Source organism: Microvirga calopogonii (genome assembly GCF_003347665.1).
In the GTDB taxonomy this organism is placed as follows: domain Bacteria; phylum Pseudomonadota; class Alphaproteobacteria; order Rhizobiales; family Beijerinckiaceae; genus Microvirga; species Microvirga calopogonii.
Genome location: NZ_QDGA01000005.1, coordinates 176,752 through 195,627, shown reverse-complemented (window position 1 = coordinate 195,627; position 18,876 = coordinate 176,752). Strand labels below are relative to the sequence as shown.

The following is an 18,876-nucleotide window of genomic DNA, read 5'->3' as shown; positions in this document are numbered from 1 at the left end:
CCCTACCTGCCCAAGGCCTTCGTGGCGATCGAGGACCGGCGCTTCTACGACCATTGGGGCATCGATCCCGTCGGCATTGCCCGCGCGGTCTACCGCAACCTGGCCCATAAGGGCGGCCTGCAGGGCGGCTCGACCCTGACCCAGCAGCTCGCCAAGAACCTCTTCCTGACCCAGGAGCGCACCGCCTCGCGCAAGATCCAGGAGGCGATCCTGGCGCTCTGGCTCGAGCGCAACTACTCGAAGGACCAGATCCTCGAACTCTATCTCAACCGGGTCTATTTCGGCGCCGGCGCCTACGGCGTCGAGGCCGCCTCCCAGCGTTATTACGGCAAATCGGCCCGCAACATCTCGCTCTCGGAAGCGGCCGTGCTGGCGGGCTTGGTCCAGTCGCCCTCGCGTCTTGCGCCCAACCGCAATCCCGAGCGCGCGCAGGCCCGTGCGGAGCTGGTGATCGCGGCCATGAACGAGCTCGGCTTCATCACGCCGGGCATGACCAAGACGGCGCTCGGCGCACCTGCCGAACCCGTGCGCCCGAACGGGGCGGGCTCGGCCAATTATGCCGCCGATTACGTCATGGACGTGCTCGACGACTTCGTCGGCAACGTGGAATCCGACATCGTTGTGTCGACCACCATCGAGCCCACCATGCAGGCGACCGCCGAGCGCGTTCTCGTGGAAGAGCTCAACGCCAAGGGCCAGAAGTTCAATGTGAGCCAGGGCGCCTTCGTGGCCCTGCAGCCGGACGGCGCCGTCAGGGCACTTGTCGGCGGCCGCAACTATGAGACGAGCCAGTTCAACCGCGCGACGACCGCCCGTCGCCAGCCCGGATCGTCCTTCAAGCCCTTCGTCTATCTCACCGCCATGGAGCGGGGCTACACGCCGGACTCGGTCCTCGAGGACGGGCCCGTCAATTTCGGCGGCTGGGCGCCGAAGAACTACGACCGCAAGTATCGCGGGCCGATAGCCCTGCGCGATGCCTTGGCGCTCTCGCTCAACACCATCGCGGTCAAGCTCAACATGGAGGTCGGACCGAAGAATGTGGTGCAGACCGCGCAGCGGCTCGGCATCTCCTCGCCGCTGCAGGCCAACGGCTCGCTCGCGCTGGGCACCTCGGAGGTCACGCCGCTCGAACTCGTCTCCGCCTATGCGGCCTTCGCCAATGGCGGCATGGGCGTTGTGCCTTACGTGATTGCCCAAGTGAAGACCACGGACGGCAAGCTGATCTACAAGCGCCCGAATTCGGCAGGCCTGGGCCGCGTCATCGATCCCGGCGTGGTCGCCATGATGAACGACATGATGCACAATACCTTTGTCATCGGCACGGCGAGATCCGCGCAGGTTCCCGGCTGGCTCATGGCCGGCAAGACCGGAACGACGGACGACTTCAAGGATGCGTGGTTCGTGGGCTTCACGGGCAATCTCGTCGCAGGCGTCTGGCTCGGCAACGACGACGGCACGCTTACCAAGCGGGTCAGCGGCGGCAATCTTCCGAGCGAGGTCTGGCACAACTTCATGAAGGTCGCCCTGAAGGACCAGCAGCCCGTGCCGCTGCCGGGCAGCGAGCGCTTCCGGAACGACGTGCCGGTGGCCGATGCCGGCCAGGATCCGCGCTATGCCAATGCGGGCAATGGTGACAATGCCTGGATTCCGCCACAGCCCGCTCCCCAGCGCCGTGCCAGCCGCGAGAAGAACTTTTTCGAGAAGCTGTTCGGGCTTTGAGACCGTTATACATGTCTCCAACACTGTCGTTCCGGGGCGGGTCGTAAGAGCCGAGCCCGGAATCCATAACCGCTCACAGTGCCGAAAGAAGCGTCAGGCTGCTCGCTCTTTCTTGAGACGTCATGATTATGGATTCCGGGTTCCGCTGCGCGGCCCCGGAATGACAGTGGGTGAGTTTAAGTAGCTCGGCAACTCATTACCTGGCACGTAATCGCCAGCGTTCCCCGATCCCGGCATGCTCGCTTCATCACTCGGGAAGGAGCCTGCCATGACAGCCTATGCCATCGGCCATCTGCACAATGTGAATGTCGGTCCGGACATCGTCGAATATCTGCGCCGCATCGACGAAACCCTGGCCCCGTTCGACGGGCGCTTCATCATTCATGGCGGGCCTGCGACAGTGGTGGAGGGGTCCTGGTCGGGGGACCTGATCGTGATCGAGTTCCCGGACAGGGACAGTGCCCGGGCGTGGTACGACTCGCCCGCCTATCGCCGGATCCTGCCACTGCGGATGGAAAACTCACGCGGTGACGTCTTCTTCATGGGCGGGGTCTCGGCAGACCATCGGGCGGCCGATATCATCCCCGAGCTCCCCCGACCGGATCAGCCCAAGGGCTGATCCCCACGCGCCCGCCCGGTCGTCAGGAACAGGACGAGCGCCAGCACGCCTGTCGTGGCGATGGTGGCGGGCAAGGGAATCGCCGAGGCGTCGAGGTTGCGGCCCAACAGAATCCCGACGATGGCCGCAAAGGTCATCTGGCAGATCCCGAGCAGGGACGAGGCCGCGCCGGCACGATCGGGAAAGGGCATCAGCGCCGAGGCCATGGATTGCGGCATGGTAAGGCCGACGCCCACGCCATAGATCGCCATGGGCGCGCTGATGCTCAAGGAGGACGGCACGCCTGCGAGCACCAGAGACAACATGGTGATGCCGCCGAGCGCGAGACACGTCACGCCGATCCTGATCGTGCCGTCGAGCCCATATCGACCGACGAAGCGCTGCGCGAGCGTGGTGCCTGTCATGAAGCCCGCCACCACGAAGGTGAAGGAGAAGGCGAAGGACAGCTCGTCGAGGTGATAGATCTTCTGCAGCACGAAGGACGAGCCGGAGATGAAGGCGAAGAGCCCGCCGTACGTGAGCATGGAGAGGCCGACATAGGTCCGGTAGCCTGCATGTCCCAGCAGGACCTGGAAGCCACGCAGGATCGTCGTGAACGAGATCGGCACATCCGATTTTCTGCGGATGCTTTCGGGCATGCGGAAGTGGATCGTGGCGGCCAGCGCGACGCCGAACAGGATCATCACGCCGAAGGTGACTCGCCACCCGGTGAAGCGCTCGATCACGCCGCCGAGAATGGGGGCTGCCGCCGGAACCACGCCCATGATCGTGCCCATGCGCGACAGCTCTCGGCCCGCGCGCGGGCCCTCGTAGAAGTCGCGCACGATGGCGCGCCCGAGCACGATGGGACCCGAGGCACCGAGCGCCTGCAGAAAGCGTGCGCCGATCAGGGTCTCGATGTTGGGCGAGAGCGCGCAGATCAGACTGGCGATCGTGAAAAGCCCGAACCCGAAGAGCAGCACGGGCCTGCGCCCGATCCGGTCGGAAATCGGCCCGTAGAAGAACTGGCCGGCGGCGAATCCGAGCAGGAAGGCCGACAGGGTCAGCTGCGTCTGCCCCGTGGTGGCGTCGAGTCCTGCCGCAATCGCAGGCAGCGAGGGCAGGTACATATCCGTCGAGAGCGGCCCAAGCGCCGTGAGCAGCGCCAGGACGATCGTGAGGGCCAGTGTATCGGGTTTCAGCATGAGATCAGAGCAGCCACGAAGGAGGCTCGAACTAACCCGGAAAGGCTTCGCTGTCACGGGTTGAAGTCTTCGAGGTCGTGACGCCTTCGGACCCGGTCACCGAATGCATCCAAAAGTAGAGCTGCCTGAGGAAGGGAGCCAAAACCAGATATCGGGAATATCGGCTTAACGTCTTGTTAGGATTGTCGTTTCAGGAACATTGCCTTTGCGCAAAGGCCGTTTGCGGATAAGCAGTTATGTCATAACATTATGATTCCAAAGGAAGATTCCGAAATGAAAGTACAGATTGCGTGCCGTCGTTGCGGAACCTGTTTGTTCGGATAGCACCTGCATGATGATCGTTCACATATGATCCATCGAGGCGAATTAAGCCGACAAGCCTTTGAACAGGGGACTTCCGATGGATAAAACTGCCGACGATCTTATCGTGATCCAGACGGGAGATATCTTGTCGGATATCACTCGGCCTCTTGAGGTTGATGAAGAATCATCGACACAAAAGGTGACGACTTTCGGGATCGCCGCCGTCGGAGCCCAGGCGGTGATTACCGGTGATGCCGGCAACAACGATCTCGGCAGCCATAGCAGCACCACCGCCAACACGATCTATGGCGACCTCGGAAACGACACGTTGCGGGGCGGCACCGGCAACGACAAGCTTTATGGCGGCGACGATGACGATCTCCTGATCGGATGGCGCGGCAACGATACGCTCGATGGCGGCGATGGCTACAACGACACCGTCTCCTATGCGACGGAAACGGGCGGCTCGGGCGTCGTCATCAACCTGACGACTGCCAGCTGGATCTATAACGGCCAGACCTATGCGTCCATGACGGGCAAGGACACCTGGGGGGGAATCGACACCTATGTGAGCATTGAGTCGCTGGTCGGTTCGCAGGGCAACGACATCATCAATGCAGCCGATACGCCGGACCAGTTCACTCTCAACGGCGGCGCCGCCAACGACACCCTCATGGGCGCCGGAAGCCAATGGGACAAGGATTATCTCGTCGGTGGCGCCGGCGACGACGTTCTGATCGGCGGCATTGCGTATTTCGAGGGCACTGCCGCTGTTCAAGTCGATCTGGCAACGGGAATTGCCACCGGACAGGGAACCGATACCCTGCAATCCATCAACTCCGTCGTCGGCAGCAGCAGCGGCGACATCCTCAAGGCCGGCAATGAGGCGGTGACGCTCGACGGCGCTGCGGGCAACGACACGCTCTACGGCAGCAACGGCCAAGACTGGTTGTATGTGGGATCGGGCGCCGATGTGATCTATGGGTCGGCAGGCAACGATCAAATCTACGCCAACGGGGCGACGACCCTGCGCTACGACCAAATGGTCGTACTCGATGTCAATGGAAGGAATCTGGCCGGCCAGGTTATAGCGGATCTGGCCCAAGGATATGTCAGAAAGTACATCAGCGGATCGAGCATCCCTCGATGGGATGAAGACCGCATCTATTCTTCGGCAATCGATCTGGTTGCGACCAAATATGACGACAACGTCACCGGCAACAGTCTGAACAATCACCTGTTCGGCCTTGGCGGAAACGACAGCCTCAGCGGCGCGGGCGGCGACGATGTGCTCATCGGCGATATCGGCAGCGACACGCTCGACGGCGGCACCGGCAACGATACCCTGGACGGAGGCCTCAACAACGACCTCCTCAAGGGTGGAGACGGTCACGACAGCATTCTCGCCGGTAGCGGCAGGGACACGCTCGACGGCGGGAACGGCAACGACACCCTCGACGGCGGCATCGGTGCCGACAGCATGGTGGGTGGCGCCGGCAACGACGTCTATTACATCGACAATCTCAAGGACTCCGTCACTGAGCTGGCCGGCGGGGGCACCGATACGGTCTACATCTCGGTCAGCGGCTTCGATCATCTCAAGCTCGCCAATATCGAGAACGTGATCCTCGTGGGCGAGGGAAGCATCGACTACAGCAATCGTGCTCCGACGATCCTCGGTGCCTCGAGCCCGACCCGGGTGGCGGTGGCGGATACGGGCGTCGTCAATCCCTTCGCAAGTCTCACGATCGACGACAACGGCTCCTGGGTCACCGTCACGGTGAAGATGAACCAGCTTCCCGGATACGCCATCGGCTCCTTCACCAACCTGGGGACCGGTGTCTATGACCGCCTTGCCGCCACCTACACCGTGAGCGGGGACATTGCGACCGTGCAGGCGAGCCTGCGAGGACTGCAATTCAGCCCGAACGCTTCGCCCAACGCTACGTCCGCCGGCGCGGTCGGATCGATCAGGAGCGATTCCTTCACGATTAGCGTGGTGGACGATCACGGCATCGCCTCCGTGCCGAACAGCAATATCTCGGTCGACATAGTAACGCAGAACCGGGCGCCGATTCTGATCGCTCCGACGGCAGCTTATACGATGTCGGATACCGACAACGTGAACCTAGCGACGCCGTTCACGAACATTAACCTGATCGACCCGAATTTGAGCGATGTCGTTATGCTGAGAGTTTCCTTGGACTCTCCTGCCAAAGGCGCCCTGATCTCCACGAGCGGATCATACGATGCCGCGACCGGTGTCTACACCGTCACCGGATGGGCCGATGACGTTCGCTCGATCTTACGGGGATTGAAGTTCAACCCGACGGACCGGACCGTCAACGGCATCGAGACCACGCAATTCACGATCAGCGTAACCGATGCTGCGGGCGCGTCGAGCGGGCCGGTCAGCACCATCAAGGTGAACTCTGTCCACGGCACGGCTCCCGCCAATTCGGCACCGGTCGTCTCTGGATCGGACACGATCGGGTACGGAGTCTCTGGCCCCATCGCGGCCTTCACCAAGCTGACGATCACCGACAGCAGCCCGAGTGTCACCGCGACGGTGGCCATGAACGATCGGAACTACGGAACGTTCGTGAATCTCGGCAGCGGCACCTATGATGCGGTGGCCGGGACATACACCGTCACCGGCACGGCAGCCCAGGTCCAGACGGCGATCCGCGCTTTGCAGTTCAACGCTCTCCAGACCACGACTGTGAAGTTCACCATTACGGTGACGGATGGCAGCCTCACCACGACGAACACGAACTTCACCCTGAATCCGACGATGCCGAACCAGGCGCCGATCATCCAGGCGCAGCCAACGACGGTGAGGATCGCCGACAACGAAGAGGACGATCTCGCAACGCCCTTCGCCAACGTGGTGCTCGACGATCCGGAGGCGACGGCCAACAGCTCCTTCGTCCAGCTCAGGGTTTATCTCGACGATCCGTCCAAGGGCGTTTTCGTGCCCGGCAAGGGCGGAAGCATCATGGTTAACACCGATCCTGTGTACGGTTACTATTACTATACCATCTCGGGGAAGGTGCAGGACGTCCAAGCGGCATTGAGGGCGCTTGAGTATAATCCGACGACACGGCCAGGTGCAGAGAATGGCAGCGTCGAGACCAGCACCTTCACGATCAAGCTTTATGATGCATCGGGTCTCTCGGTCACGGACACCAATGTTCTGGTGGAATCGATCCATGGAACGCTTCCGAACGCCGCACCGATCATCGAAGGCGCCGAAGCCCCTGTGGCGGTGACCATCGCGGATACGGACCTTGCGTCGTCCTTCGCAAACATCGCGATCAAGGACGACGGCGGGACAGTGACGGTCACCATCGCCATGGACACCGCGTCCGAGGGCGAGTTCGTCAACCTGGGCAGCGTCACCAATCCGGGCAGCATCACTTACGACCCGGTCGCGGGCACTTATACCGTCAGCGGGACAGTCGCTGAGGTCCAGGCCGCCATTCAGGCGCTCCAGTTCAGTCCCGCCGATCGTCAGGACGGGCAGGTCGGATCCGTCCAGACGACAAACTTCACGATCTCCGTTTGGGACGGAACCTATACCACGACGAACACCAACGTTTCGGTAAACGCGACGGCGACAAACCGCGCTCCCACCATCGATGCTCTGGTTCACGTCGCGACGATCGCGGATGATGAGGAAACGGATCTCGCCACACCGTTCTCGGACGTGATGATTGGCGACACGAACGCCGGCGACATTGTCACCGTGACGATCACGCTGGACAGCCCCGACAAGGGTGTTCTGGTTCCGGCCAACGGCGGTAACTACAATGAGGAGACCGGAATCTTCACGTTCATCGGTTCGGCGGCGGACGCGCAGGCCGCCGTGCAGGCCCTGCAATACAATCCGGCCATTCGCTCCGATGCAGAGAACGGCAGCATCGAGACTTCGCATTTCACAATCGTGGTGACGGATGCAGGCGGCCTTTCGACCGCTCCGAACACCAATATCAGCGTCGACTCGGTTCATGGCAGAATCCACCAGAACCAGACGCCAGTCATCGGCGGCGTCGACACTCCCGTGGCCGAAACGATCGCCGATACGGACCTTGCGTCACCATTTAGGAATGTGACAATCGCGGATGACAGCGCGGAAGTGACGGTGACCATCACCATGGACCTCGCTTCCAAGGGCGGGTTCACCAATGTAGGCCCGGGCAACTACGACCGGATTGCTGGAACCTATACGGTGAAAGGGACGGTTGCTGAGGTCCAGGCGGCCATTCAGGCGCTCCAGTTCAATCCGACTGATAGGGTCGCTCCCGTCGGCTCTCCGCAGACGACGCACTTCACGATCTCCATCGTCGACGATGAAGGGGTCGCAGGTCAGTCGGTCGGCAACATCGCCATCACGTCTCTTGCAACGAACATCGCGCCCGCCGCGCCTCAGCTGACGGGCGGATCGATCAGCGACATGGCAGCCACCGGCAGCCAGGTCGGCACTCTTTCGGCCAGCGACCCGAACGGCGATACGCTCACCTATACCTTCAGTCAGGCCCTGGCCGGCTCCAATGGCCTGATCAGCGCGGATGGACGGTTCGAGATCGTCAACAACTTGGTTGTCGTTCGCGATCAGAAGCTCATCCAGGTCGCGCAGAACTCCAGCTTCACTTACAGCGTGACGGCATCGGACGGGCATGGCGGCCTCACGACCGGCAACATTTCCATCGCCGTCGCGGACATCAACAAGGCTCCGACGAACCTTCAGCTCTCGAATTCCCTGGTTGAGGAAAATGTCGGTGAAGGGCATGTCATCGGGTTGGTCTCGGCCAGCGATCCGAACGGGACGGCCCTGTCCTACACTCTTCTCGACGATGCCGGCGGCAGCGTCGAACTCGTGAACGGCCAACTCCGCGTCAAGGACGCGACGAAGATCGACTTCGAGCAGCATGACCAGTTGTCCGTTACCATCGCGGTCAGCGACGGGTTTGAGACGGTGAACAAGACTTTCACGATCACCGTCGAAGACCAGCGTCGCGAGAACGTGGTCGGCAACAGCGGGGACAACGTCATCCGCGGCGGCAACATGGGCGACACGATCAACGGTGCGGACGGGAACGACACCCTGTTCGGCGGCGAGGGGCGCGATGTCCTGACAGGCGGCGCTGGAGCGGACACTTTCGTCTTCGATACGGTCGTGATGAAGACGACGGCCGATTCGATCCTGGATTTCAGCCTCGCCGACGGGGACCGGATCTACCTCTCGCACAAGATCTTTACCGGCCTCGGGCTCGGCCAGCTCAGCGCCAGCGCCTTCGCGCTCGGCACTCAAGCCCAGGATCAGGACGACCGGATCATCTACGACCAGGCGACCGGGCGTCTCTTCTACGACCTCGACGGAACGGGCGGCGCGACGAGAGACATCAAACCGATCCTGTTCGCCACGATCAACGAGAACGGTGTGAAGCAGGCTTTGACCCACGCGAGCTTCTACCTCATCTGAGGTCAGAGGGGGCTGGATGAAGGCGGCTCTTCGCTGAAGAGCCGCCTTTCGCGTTTCAGGCCGACGAAGTATGGCGGGGAGACCGTTTCTCTCTGGTTGGCCTTTTGGGGTCCCGCTGTGCTTCTGGCATCAAGCCGCGCGCACGGTCGCCAGGAAGTTATTGACCTGATTGCGCAGATGCTCGGCCTGGCTCACGAGAGCCGAGGAGGATGTCAGCACCTGATGGGCCGCCACTTCCGTCTCCTCAGCCACCTGGGCCACCTTGTTGATGTTCGCCGTCACTTCGCCCGTGCCGGCGGACGCCTGATTGACAGAGGAGACGATCTCCTGGGTGGCGGCGCCCTGCTGGTCCACGGCCATGGCGATGCTGCTCGACACGTCGCTCATCGCCTTGATGCGCTGGGTGATGCCGTTGATCGCCTCCACGGCCTGGGAGGTCGAGGTTTGGATCGCGGCGATCTGGCTCGAAATGTCGGCGGTGGCCTTGGAGGTCTGGTCGGCGAGCGACTTCACCTCGGTCGCCACGACGGCGAAGCCCCGGCCGGCCTCCCCGGCGCGCGCCGCCTCGATGGTGGCGTTGAGTGCCAGCAGGTTCGTCTGGCCGGCAATGGCCGAGATCATGTCGATGACCGCTCCAACCCGGTCGGCGGCGGCGCTGAGCTGGGAGACGATCTCGGTCGTCGAGGTCGCAGCCTGCACGGCTTCGCTGGACATGACGGCGGATTGCTCGACCTGGCGACTGATCTCGCTCACGGAGGCGCCAAGCTCTTCCGTGGCGCTCGACATGGCCAGCACATTGGCCGAGGTCTGCTCTGCCGCCGCCGCGACCGCCGTGGAGCGCGAGGAGGTCGCCTGGGCTGAATTCGTCAGCTGCTCGGCCGTCGTCTGCATGCGGCCTGCCGCTGTCGAGACGGATTCGATGATTTCGCCGATGGCGCCGTCAAAGGTCTCGGCGAGCTCGATCATCATCCGCTTGCGCTGGACCTCGGACGCCTCGCGGGCCTGAACCGCCTCAAGTTCGAGCGCCTTGTTGCGGACCATGCGGTCCTTGAAGACCTGCACGGCCTCGATCATCTGGCCGATGTCACGGCTGCGGTTGCCGGAGGGAAGCACGGCCGCGAGGTCGTCATTGGCCAGACGGCGCATGACGGTGGTCAGATTGCGCAGGGGCGACACGATGCTGAACCGCGTCATCAGCAAGCTGATCAGAAGCCCGAGAACGATGCCGATGGCGGCAACGCCGATCTGAAGTTGGATTGCGGCATTCGCCCCCTCTTCGGCGGCCGAACGCATGTCGGCAAGCTTCTTGGCCGTATAGGTGCTGTAGGCCTTCACCGTGTCGGTGACACTGCGCTGGGAGGCGAGGCCCTTCTCGACCTCGGCATTCATGATCGCCTGATCAGTGCCCTTGTCCGATGCCGCCACCTTGATCATGGTGCGGATGACATCGAAATAGCCGTTCAGGGCCGTCCGCATCTGATCGAGCAGCGTCTTTTCCTGCGAATCCGCCACCGCTTCGAGCGTCTTGAAACGGGCGAGCATCTCCTTCGTGCGGCGGTCGGCCTCGCTGCTGAAATCGGACGCCTTGTTCGGCTGCTGCGCGACCTGATAGGTCATCCGGCTGATGGCGATGATGTCCACCCGCAAGTCCATCGCCTCGCGCGCCGCCTCCTCGCGCCGGCCGACAATCTCCATCGTGTCCCTGAGCTTGGAGGTCTCATGCCAGCCCACCACGGCGATCATGCCCGCCACGAGCCCCATGAGGGAAACGACCGCAATCACCTTCTGCGGAATCGAGAAATTTTTGAGTGCCATTGAAAACATGCCCCTGCAGACCTGCCTGCGCGTCCAGCTCTCGAAGCGGCCGGATCGTCAAATGTCAGATCTATTGCCCTAACGGCATGTGTGCGGGATGTCGGTTAAAAATCCGATAAATTGCTCAATGGAAACAATGGGATTGAGCGCCGGATGAGAACGGGAGTCTCCAACGAAGCCGAGAATATTGTGGTCCTGGTTTCTCAAAGAACGACCGTCTTGTTGAAGCCGGGCACAGGCCGCATAAAAGGAAACTATATATCGAGAGAACCACCTCATGGCCCCCTTGACCAAGACCAGCCGCTTTCATCGTGATTTCGGTCTGGCCATTCGCCGTTTCCCGTTTGCCATTCTTGCCGCTGGCCTTGCAACCGCCGGGATTCTCGTTGGGGACTTTGATAGATCGCTGATGAAGAGTCTCTTCAACGATCCGGACGATGCTATCTTGGCGCTGGTCCTATCTTTCTTCACGGCCACCATCATGGTGTTTGCCTCATCTGGACAACGGCTCTGGGTGCGGGTTCTAGCCGAGGGAACAGGATTTCTGATCGGCTTTTCGCTCCTGTTCTGGGTGAAGTTCGGAGACTACACCGTTCCTCCGCTCTTCTTTGCATTCGTGTGCTTCATGTCCGTGACAGCAGGCATAGCTGCGCGGCAGGGTATGAGTGGCTTTTGGCTCGCAAATACCCATCTCATCTTAAGTCTTGCCGCCTGTCTTCTCGCGTTGGGCGTGGTTCTTGCAGGCGGCGCAATCGTGTTCTCTGTTATCTATACCTTGCTCGGATGGCATAGCGACAAGCTTGTTATGATACTGGGGATACTAGTCACCTTCTTCGCCTTTCCGCTCCTATGGCTGACGCTGGTGGCCTCCGTCACAGTCAAGCCAATCGATGTGACCCAAGACGATATCCTGCTGCGTGCCGTCGCAGTTTTGACCGACGCATTGCTGATCCCGCTCATGCTGACGTTTGGCGCGATCATTCATCTTTATGCTATCCGTATAGTGTTCTTAGGCGAGCTGCCGAAAGGGCAGATCGGCATGATCGTGCCTCTCTTTCTCGCGCTTGGTTATGGGACTTATCTTCTTGCCTCCGGGCCTCATGCGCAGTTCGTCCGCTTCAGGCGCCTGTTTCAGCGCGCTTGGCTTGCGAGCACGTTAATTCCTCTAGCCCTGTTGACTCTTGCGACCGCAATCCGAGTTGTCACCTACGGCGTCACGGAGGAGCGCTATTGGCTGATCCTCGTCATCGTCGGCGCTGTCTTCCTGGTGATGTCTGCCCTCGTTCGTCGCCCCTTCGACATTCGCCTCGTGCCGCTCACGGGCGGCGTTCTGGCACTCGTCGCAGCGATTGGGCCGCTGAGCGCCGAGAACGTGACCATCTATAGTCAGTCTGCCCAGGCAGGAGCGAGTATCTCGTCAGCAGGGTCCAATCTCAACGGAACCAAGACCTTCAAGCCGAGCAACAGCTTTATCAACTTCTCGGAAAGAAAGGTGATCCGATTTGGCCCCGCAACCTTTATTGACGACGTTTATCTGGACCACAACAGCGATGCACAGAATCGCTACTTGGACTCGATTGTTTATACGGTCATGTTCAAGAACAATGTCGTGGAGGTCGTCGGCGAAAATAGCACCTCCCGCTTTGATCTTTCGCCGCTCCTGACAAAATACCTGTCGGATACCGAACATCGTCCGCCGCAGGATGATCCCTATCCTGCAATCGAGAGCAGCGATGGCCGCCGGGGAGCATTCATCGTGAGAAACTTCTCAGGCGAAACAGGTCCAGCCGGCCTCTCATTCAAACACGTTATTGGAAAAATCATCCTTTACTGAACCCGGCAGTGCCCCTCACCCGATCCGGTGGAGGGCGCTGCCGTAGGTCTTGAGCCAGGCTTCCGCCTCGTCGGTGCGCGGGCAGAGCTGGTAGGTGAGCTTCCAGAACCGGTTGGAGTGGTTCAGTTCGCGCAGGTGGGCCACCTCGTGGGCGGCGAGATAATCCAGCACGAACGGAGGCGCCATGATGAGGCGCCAGGAGAAACTGAGCGCTCCGTTGGCCGAGCAGGAGCCCCAGCGGCTCTTGGTGTCGCGCACGGTGATTCGCTTGGCCGGCTGCCCGAGCTGGGCCGTATGCTTCTTCACGGCTGCGGCGAAGTCCTTCTTGGCCTCGGCTTCGAGGAAGTCCCGCACCCGCCGGGCCACGTGGGAGGCCTCGCCGGACACGGCGATGATCGGCTCGCCCGCACCGCCCTTAGTCGCCTGGGTCACGCCCCGGATGGACGACCAATGGACGATCCGGTGGGGCACGCCGCGAAAGGGCACGAGGGCCCCCGGCTCGAAGAGCACCCGCTCGGGCACCTTGGCGAGCCGGGTGGCGATCCACTGGCCATGGCTGTCGGCGAACTTCTGAGCGAGGCCGACATCCGTGCGCTCGGGAATGCTGAGCACGACCTCGCCGGTCGCGTTCGAGACGCGCAGCGTGATCCGCTTCGCGGTCGGACGGCGTTTGAGGGCCACCTTGAAGGTCTGACCCTCGTGGAAGACTTTGAGATGAGGCGGGTCCGCAGGAACGCGGCGAAACAGGGCGGATTTCATGTCCGCAATCTGCCCTGACAGGTCGATTCTGTCAGCGCAGCCGTTTGCCGCTCCTAAGAACGCATCAAGAACAGACTCAGACCCTTGACGGCTTCTTCCTGGCTGGTTCTCGGCTGTGATTCTCAATGAATTCAACGATTCGAGGAGCGATCTGAGCCCTGAAACGAGAACCGTTGAAGACGCCATAGTGACCGACCCCGGCCTGGAGGTGATAGAGCTTCTTGTCGGAGGACAGGTTGGGGGTCAAGTCCAGGGCGGCCAGGGTCTGGCCCACGCCAGAGATGTCATCCCGCTCGCCCTCGACCGCCATGATGGCGCAGCGCCGGATCGCCATGAGATCCACCGGCTCGTCCCGGTGCATCATCTCGCCCTTCGGCAACTCGTGGTTGACGAAAACCTTCTCGACCGTCTGAAGGTAGAATTCGGCGGTCAGGTCCATGACGGCGAGGTACTCGTCGTAGAACTCCCGGTGCTTCTCGGCCGAATCGCCGTCGCCGTCTACGAGATGGTTGAACATCTCATAATGGGCGGAGAGGTGGCGGTCGATGTTCATGGCCATGAAGCCGGAGAGCTGCTGGAAGCCCGGATAGACGTCGCGCCAGAAGCCCGGATGGGACGGAGGCACCTTGGTGATGCAGTGCTGCCGGAACCACTCGATGCCGCGCTCCTCCGCCAGCCGGTTGACGGCGGTGGGCGAGCGGCGGGTGTCGATGGGACCGCCCATCAGGATCATGGAGCGCGGAATGGCCGGGTCGTTCTCGGCCTCGAGACGGGCAATGGCCGCGATGACGGGAACGGCCGGCTGACATACGGCCATGACGCTCAGGTCCGGACCGTATGCCCGGAAGATGTCCTTGAGGTAATCGATATAATCGTCGAGATCGAAGTCACCCTCCGCCAGGGGAACCATCCGGGCATCGATCCAATCGGTGATCATCACCTGATGGGTCGGCAGGAAGGTCTCGACCGTGCCGCGCAGGAGCGTGGCGTAATGGCCCGACATTGGCGCGACGATCAGGAGTTTCGGCTGCTCCTTGGCTCCGGCGTGATCCCGCTCGAAGGAGATGACGCGGCAGAAGGGACGCTCCCAGACGATTCGCTCCGTGACCGCCACCTCTTCGTTGCCGATCACGGTGGTCGGCAGGTTGAAGGCGGGCTTGCCGTAGCGGCGCGTGGTGCGCTCGAACAACTCGCAGGCCGCCGAGACGGTTCGGCCGTAGGGCGTGTTGGTCAGCGGATTGTCGGGATTGTCGAAGAAGTGCTTCGTGAAATCGGACGCGGCGCGAGCGGGACTCAAAAGCCAATGCGCCGTATCGTACCAAACATATGAAAAGTTCATCATTGTCCCCAAGAAGGGTCGGGCGCCTGATTCTCGCATAATGCGGTAGGCTTTATCCTCAACCGTAATTTTAAGATTAAAGTTCCTTCAGATTATTGCAACAGACTATCTCTTCCACTGCAAAAACGAGCTACATACTTTGGTTTCAGAGCAGTTCTGAAGCAGGCCATAGGAAAATAGGCCAGAGTCGAACGCTTGGCGAACAGAGGCACGGCCCTATTCTGTTCGATGATGTCCAAGATCGACCAGAAGAGCCTGACCCACCACGCCCGGCACCTGCGCCTCGACACGCTCGTCCGCCTGCGCTGGCTCGCCATCGTCGGTCAGGCGACCGCGGTTGCGGGCGTCCGCTTCGGCCTCGGCTTTCCCCTCCCCTTCGCCCTTTGCTTCCTGGTCATCGGAGCCTCGGTCTGGGTCAACCTGCTTCTGCGCATCCAGTATCCGGCCAGCCACCGACTCAGCGACAACATCGCCACGGCGCTCCTCGCCTTCGACATCCTGCAGCTGACCGGGCTTCTTTACCTTACAGGAGGGCTGGAGAACCCCTTTGCCATGCTGTTCCTGGCACCGGTTCTGATCTCGGCTACGGCCCTGACCCCGGAGCGGACCCTGGGGCTGGGCCTCCTCGCCATTGGCTGCGCGACACTCCTGGTGCTCACCCATCGGCCGCTGCCCTGGTTTCCCGGACAGGACCTCAGCCTCCCCTTCCTCTACGTGACCGGAATCTGGGCGGCGATCGCGCTCGGCACCGCCTTTACGGGCATCTATGCCTGGCGCGTGGCGGAAGAAGCCCGGCAGCTCGCCCAGGCGCTCGCGGCCACCGAACTGGTGCTCGCCCGGGAGCAGCACCTGTCCCAGCTCGACGGCCTGGCGGCTGCGGCCGCCCATGAGCTCGGCACGCCGCTCGCCACCATCGCTCTGGTGACGAAGGAGCTGAGCCATTCCATGCCCAAGGACGGCCCCGAGGGGGAGGATCTGAAGCTCCTGCAGGAGCAGGTGGAGCGCTGCCGCACCATCCTGACCAAGCTCACCTCCATGGGCCAGGAGGAGGAAACCGAGTTCCTGGAAACCATCTCGCTCAGCCATCTGGTGGAGGAGATCGTCGAGCCTCAGCGCGCGGTGGGCTTCGACGTCAAGGTCGGGACGCGGGGTGAGGGCCCCGAGCCCATGGGGCGGCGCAATCCCGGCGTCGTCTACGGCCTGTCGAACATCCTCGACAACGCCACGGATTTTGCCGAGAGTCGGGTCACCATCGAAGCCTGCTGGTCTCCTCACGAGGTTTTCATCGAAATCAGGGATGACGGACCCGGCTACGCTCCCGATATTCTGCTCAGGGTGGGTGAACCCTATGTGACCACCCGCAGCGCCGCCGAAAGGACGGAGGACAGCGAGGAGGGAGGAGGACTGGGTTTGGGCCTGTTCATCGCCAAGACCCTGATCGAACGGTCGGGCGCCGAACTGACCCTGACGAACGCCGCTCCGCCGGCCTCCGGGGCCATCGCGCGGATCGTTTGGCCCCGTCATGCGTTTGAACGAGGTGCGGCAATTTCGCCGCAGGGAGACTCCAAGCTGTCTCTCAAAGGTTAGGGGAAGAATTCCCATATGAATGAGGAGCCGGACAGGCTCCCTCATGAAGGAGATTCATCCTCAGATGCAAGGAGAAGTTCTGATGGCCGATGCGCCTGCCGCGTTCGAAGATCGCGCCGACAAGAGCCTCTTGATCGTCGACGACGACCGGCCGTTCTCGACCCGTCTCGCCCGTGCCATGGAAGGCCGCGGTTATCAGGTTCGCGTGGCCGAGAGCGTGACCGACGGCCTGGCGGCCATCGAGAGCGAACCGCCGGCCTTCGCGGTGATCGACATGCGCCTCGGCGACGGCAACGGGCTCGATGTGATCGAGCGCCTGAAGAGCCGCCGCCCGGATGCCCGCGGGGTCATCCTCACCGGGTACGGCAACATCGCCACCGCCGTCACGGCGGTGAAGATGGGCGCCTTCGATTACCTGGCAAAGCCCGCCGATGCGGACGAGATCCACGCTGCCCTCATGGCCCAGCCCGGCGAGCGCGCCCTGCCGCCGGAGAACCCCATGTCGGCCGACCGGGTGCGCTGGGAGCACATCCAGCGCGTCTATGAGCTCTGCGGCCGCAACGTCTCGGAAACGGCACGGCGCCTCAACATGCACCGCCGGACCCTCCAGCGGATCCTCGCCAAGCGCGCGCCGCGCTGAGTGTCTCAACCGTCGTTTCGCGACGCGACAGCTGGCAGGGCCCGGCCCCAAGTCACGGTCATCGGCTACAATCTTCCGTCGGCGATCCGGTCCGGATCGGCCAGGGCGTGCAGCAGCGACGCGGCCGAATGGGCGAAGCGCAGGGTCACGGCCTTGCGGCGGGCGCCGGCGAGCGGATGGTGCGCCGCCTCCCGCATGATCGCCGCCCCGAAGCTGTCGGCGACGATCAGGCCGCGATCCTCGGGCAGGATCTCGAACGGGACCGTTTCCGGCACGGCGAAATAGAACCGGTCGCAAAAGTCCTCGTAATCGGGCCATTTACGGTCGGCGCGGAAGTCCGCCACGCTCGACTTGATCTCGATGATCGTGAGCGCGCCATCGGGTGCGAGCGCGATGAGATCGGCGCGCCTTCCGTTAGCGAGGGTGAATTCCGGCAGGGTCACGTGGCCGAGCTGCGAGAACAGGCGGCGCACGCCGCGCTGAACGCCGGCGGCCACCGGCGACTGACGACCGTCGACGGGCAGGACGATGGGGCGGGGGAGAACGGCAGGCGAATCGGACATGGCGCCTAAGGTACGCCCTCACCGACAGGCCGCAACGGCTCCATTGTCGCGCTTGCGATGAGTCTCAACGACCGGGCCGATGTCGGATAGACTGAAGGCAGCAAGCCTTTCATATCGGTCACGAGTGAGGCTCGACATGCCACACGGGAGCCCGGACGATCTGACGATCCGCGTCATGTCACGCCAGGATCTGGACCTTGCCATCGACTGGGCGGCGGCCGAAGGGTGGAACCCTGGTCTCAACGACGCCGCGTGTTTCCAGGCCGCCGATCCCGCAGGGTTTCTGATGGGCTGGCTTGGCGAGGAGCCCATCGTCTCCATCTCGGTGGTTCGCTACGCCGGCAGCTTCGGCTTTCTCGGCCTCTACATCGTCCGGCCGGACCAGCGCGGGCGCGGCTTCGGCTACCGGCTCTGGCAGGCCGGCATGGCCTCTCTCGAGGACCGCATCGTCGGCCTCGACGGCGTCGTGGCGCAGCAGGAGAACTACCGGAAATCCGGCTTCGTCCTTGCACACCGGAACGTGCGCTTCGGCGGGACGCCGCAGATCGAAACACCCCGAAGCGAAGGCTTGCGGCGCGTCTCTCCTGAGATCGTGGAGGCCGTTGTCACCTATGACAGGCCGTTCTTTCCCGCGCCGCGCGAGGCCTTCCTGCGCTGCTGGCTCAAGCCCGATGCGCGCACGGCCATCGCGTTCGTGGAGGATGGAACGATCAAAGGCTACGGCGTCGTCCGGACCTGCCGGAGCGGTTCCAAGGTCGGGCCGCTCTTCGCCGATGGCGAGCGCGAGGCCGATCTCCTGTTTCAGGCGCTCGCAGCCGAGGCGAAGGGCGGCGCGATCTTCCTCGATCTGCCGGAACCGAACGAGGCAGCCGTGCGGCTTGCCACGCGCCATGGCCTGTCGCCGGTGTTCGAGACGGCGCGGATGTATCGCGGTGAAAGGCCGGATCTGCCGCTGTCCAAAACTTACGGGATCACCACCTTTGAATTGGGGTGAAGATCGGGTTCGTCGAGAACCAGGCGGTGTTCATC

Annotated in this window: 12 protein-coding genes; 7 read left to right on the top strand and 5 right to left on the bottom strand. The window is 62.4% G+C overall.

Going from position 1 to position 18,876, the window contains the following annotated elements; translation table 11 throughout:
- Window positions 1-1,719, top strand: a 1,719-nt coding sequence (locus DDF70_RS07855) for a transglycosylase domain-containing protein (RefSeq protein WP_162820251.1), incomplete at its 5' end; no start/stop codon positions are given.
- Between the two features lie 268 nt (window positions 1,720-1,987).
- Window positions 1,988-2,338 carry a DUF1330 domain-containing protein gene (locus DDF70_RS07850; protein WP_114944301.1) on the top strand — a complete coding sequence of 117 codons (351 nt, stop codon included), beginning with the start codon at window positions 1,988-1,990 and terminating at the stop codon, window positions 2,336-2,338.
- Here DDF70_RS07850 and DDF70_RS07845 read toward each other — a convergent pair.
- Complete coding sequence (locus DDF70_RS07845) at window positions 2,323-3,522, bottom strand: multidrug effflux MFS transporter (protein WP_114944300.1); 1,200 nt, start codon at window positions 3,520-3,522, stop codon at window positions 2,323-2,325. The two genes, DDF70_RS07850 and DDF70_RS07845, sit on opposite strands and share 16 nt — an antisense overlap.
- Before the next feature lie 502 nt (window positions 3,523-4,024).
- On the opposite strand from DDF70_RS07845, the gene DDF70_RS37455 reads away from it, so the two are divergent.
- Complete coding sequence (locus DDF70_RS37455; protein WP_281024346.1) at window positions 4,025-9,310, top strand: hypothetical protein; 5,286 nt, start codon at window positions 4,025-4,027, stop codon at window positions 9,308-9,310.
- A 129-nt stretch (window positions 9,311-9,439) separates the two neighbouring features.
- Here DDF70_RS37455 and DDF70_RS07835 read toward each other — a convergent pair whose 3' ends face one another.
- Window positions 9,440-11,125, bottom strand: a complete 1,686-nt coding sequence (locus DDF70_RS07835) for a methyl-accepting chemotaxis protein (protein WP_162820250.1) — start codon at window positions 11,123-11,125, stop codon at window positions 9,440-9,442.
- A gap of 277 nt (window positions 11,126-11,402) precedes the next feature.
- Between DDF70_RS07835 and DDF70_RS07830 the strand changes: the two genes are divergently transcribed.
- On the top strand, window positions 11,403-12,959 hold the full coding sequence (locus DDF70_RS07830) for a DUF4153 domain-containing protein (protein ID WP_114944297.1): 1,557 nt from the start codon (window positions 11,403-11,405) through the stop codon (window positions 12,957-12,959).
- Between the two features lie 15 nt (window positions 12,960-12,974).
- On the opposite strand, the gene DDF70_RS07825 is transcribed toward DDF70_RS07830, so the two are convergent.
- Window positions 12,975-13,718, bottom strand: a complete 744-nt coding sequence (locus DDF70_RS07825) for a M48 family metallopeptidase (protein ID WP_114944296.1) — start codon at window positions 13,716-13,718, stop codon at window positions 12,975-12,977.
- Between the two features lie 76 nt (window positions 13,719-13,794).
- A complete protein-coding gene (locus tag DDF70_RS07820) occupies window positions 13,795-15,057 on the bottom strand; it encodes a polyhydroxyalkanoate depolymerase (RefSeq protein ID WP_114944320.1) in 1,263 nt (420 codons plus the stop codon).
- Window positions 15,058-15,288: 231 nt separating this feature from the next.
- Between DDF70_RS07820 and DDF70_RS07815 the strand changes: the two genes are divergently transcribed.
- A complete protein-coding gene (locus DDF70_RS07815) occupies window positions 15,289-16,644 on the top strand; it encodes an ActS/PrrB/RegB family redox-sensitive histidine kinase (protein WP_114944319.1) in 1,356 nt (451 codons plus the stop codon).
- An 82-nt stretch (window positions 16,645-16,726) separates the two neighbouring features.
- Window positions 16,727-17,284, top strand: a complete 558-nt coding sequence (locus tag DDF70_RS07810) for an ActR/PrrA/RegA family redox response regulator transcription factor (RefSeq protein ID WP_009490768.1) — start codon at window positions 16,727-16,729, stop codon at window positions 17,282-17,284.
- Window positions 17,285-17,349: 65 nt separating this feature from the next.
- Here the strand turns inward: DDF70_RS07810 and DDF70_RS07805 are convergent, their stop codons facing one another.
- Window positions 17,350-17,847, bottom strand: coding sequence for an MmcB family DNA repair protein (locus tag DDF70_RS07805; RefSeq protein ID WP_114944294.1), 498 nt, complete (start codon window positions 17,845-17,847; stop codon window positions 17,350-17,352).
- 136 nt (window positions 17,848-17,983) lie between these two features.
- Between DDF70_RS07805 and DDF70_RS07800 the strand changes: the two genes are divergently transcribed.
- A complete protein-coding gene (locus DDF70_RS07800) occupies window positions 17,984-18,841 on the top strand; it encodes a GNAT family N-acetyltransferase (RefSeq protein ID WP_114944293.1) in 858 nt (285 codons plus the stop codon).
- Window positions 18,842-18,876: the final 35 nt, after the last annotated feature.

Bases quoted from the DNA above. Each gene is read 5' to 3' on its own strand.
- DDF70_RS07850 (WP_114944301.1), top strand. From the start codon at position 1,988: ATGACAGCCTATGCCATCGGCCATCTGCACAATGTGAATGTCGGTCCG.
- DDF70_RS07845 (WP_114944300.1), bottom strand. From the start codon at position 3,522: ATGCTGAAACCCGATACACTGGCCCTCACGATCGTCCTGGCGCTGCTC.
- DDF70_RS07835 (WP_162820250.1), bottom strand. From the start codon at position 11,125: ATGGCACTCAAAAATTTCTCGATTCCGCAGAAGGTGATTGCGGTCGTT.
- DDF70_RS07830 (WP_114944297.1), top strand. From the start codon at position 11,403: ATGGCCCCCTTGACCAAGACCAGCCGCTTTCATCGTGATTTCGGTCTG.
- DDF70_RS07825 (WP_114944296.1), bottom strand. From the start codon at position 13,718: ATGAAATCCGCCCTGTTTCGCCGCGTTCCTGCGGACCCGCCTCATCTC.
- DDF70_RS07820 (WP_114944320.1), bottom strand. From the start codon at position 15,057: ATGAACTTTTCATATGTTTGGTACGATACGGCGCATTGGCTTTTGAGT.
- DDF70_RS07815 (WP_114944319.1), top strand. From the start codon at position 15,289: ATGTCCAAGATCGACCAGAAGAGCCTGACCCACCACGCCCGGCACCTG.
- DDF70_RS07810 (WP_009490768.1), top strand. From the start codon at position 16,727: ATGGCCGATGCGCCTGCCGCGTTCGAAGATCGCGCCGACAAGAGCCTC.
- DDF70_RS07805 (WP_114944294.1), bottom strand. From the start codon at position 17,847: ATGTCCGATTCGCCTGCCGTTCTCCCCCGCCCCATCGTCCTGCCCGTC.
- DDF70_RS07800 (WP_114944293.1), top strand. From the start codon at position 17,984: ATGCCACACGGGAGCCCGGACGATCTGACGATCCGCGTCATGTCACGC.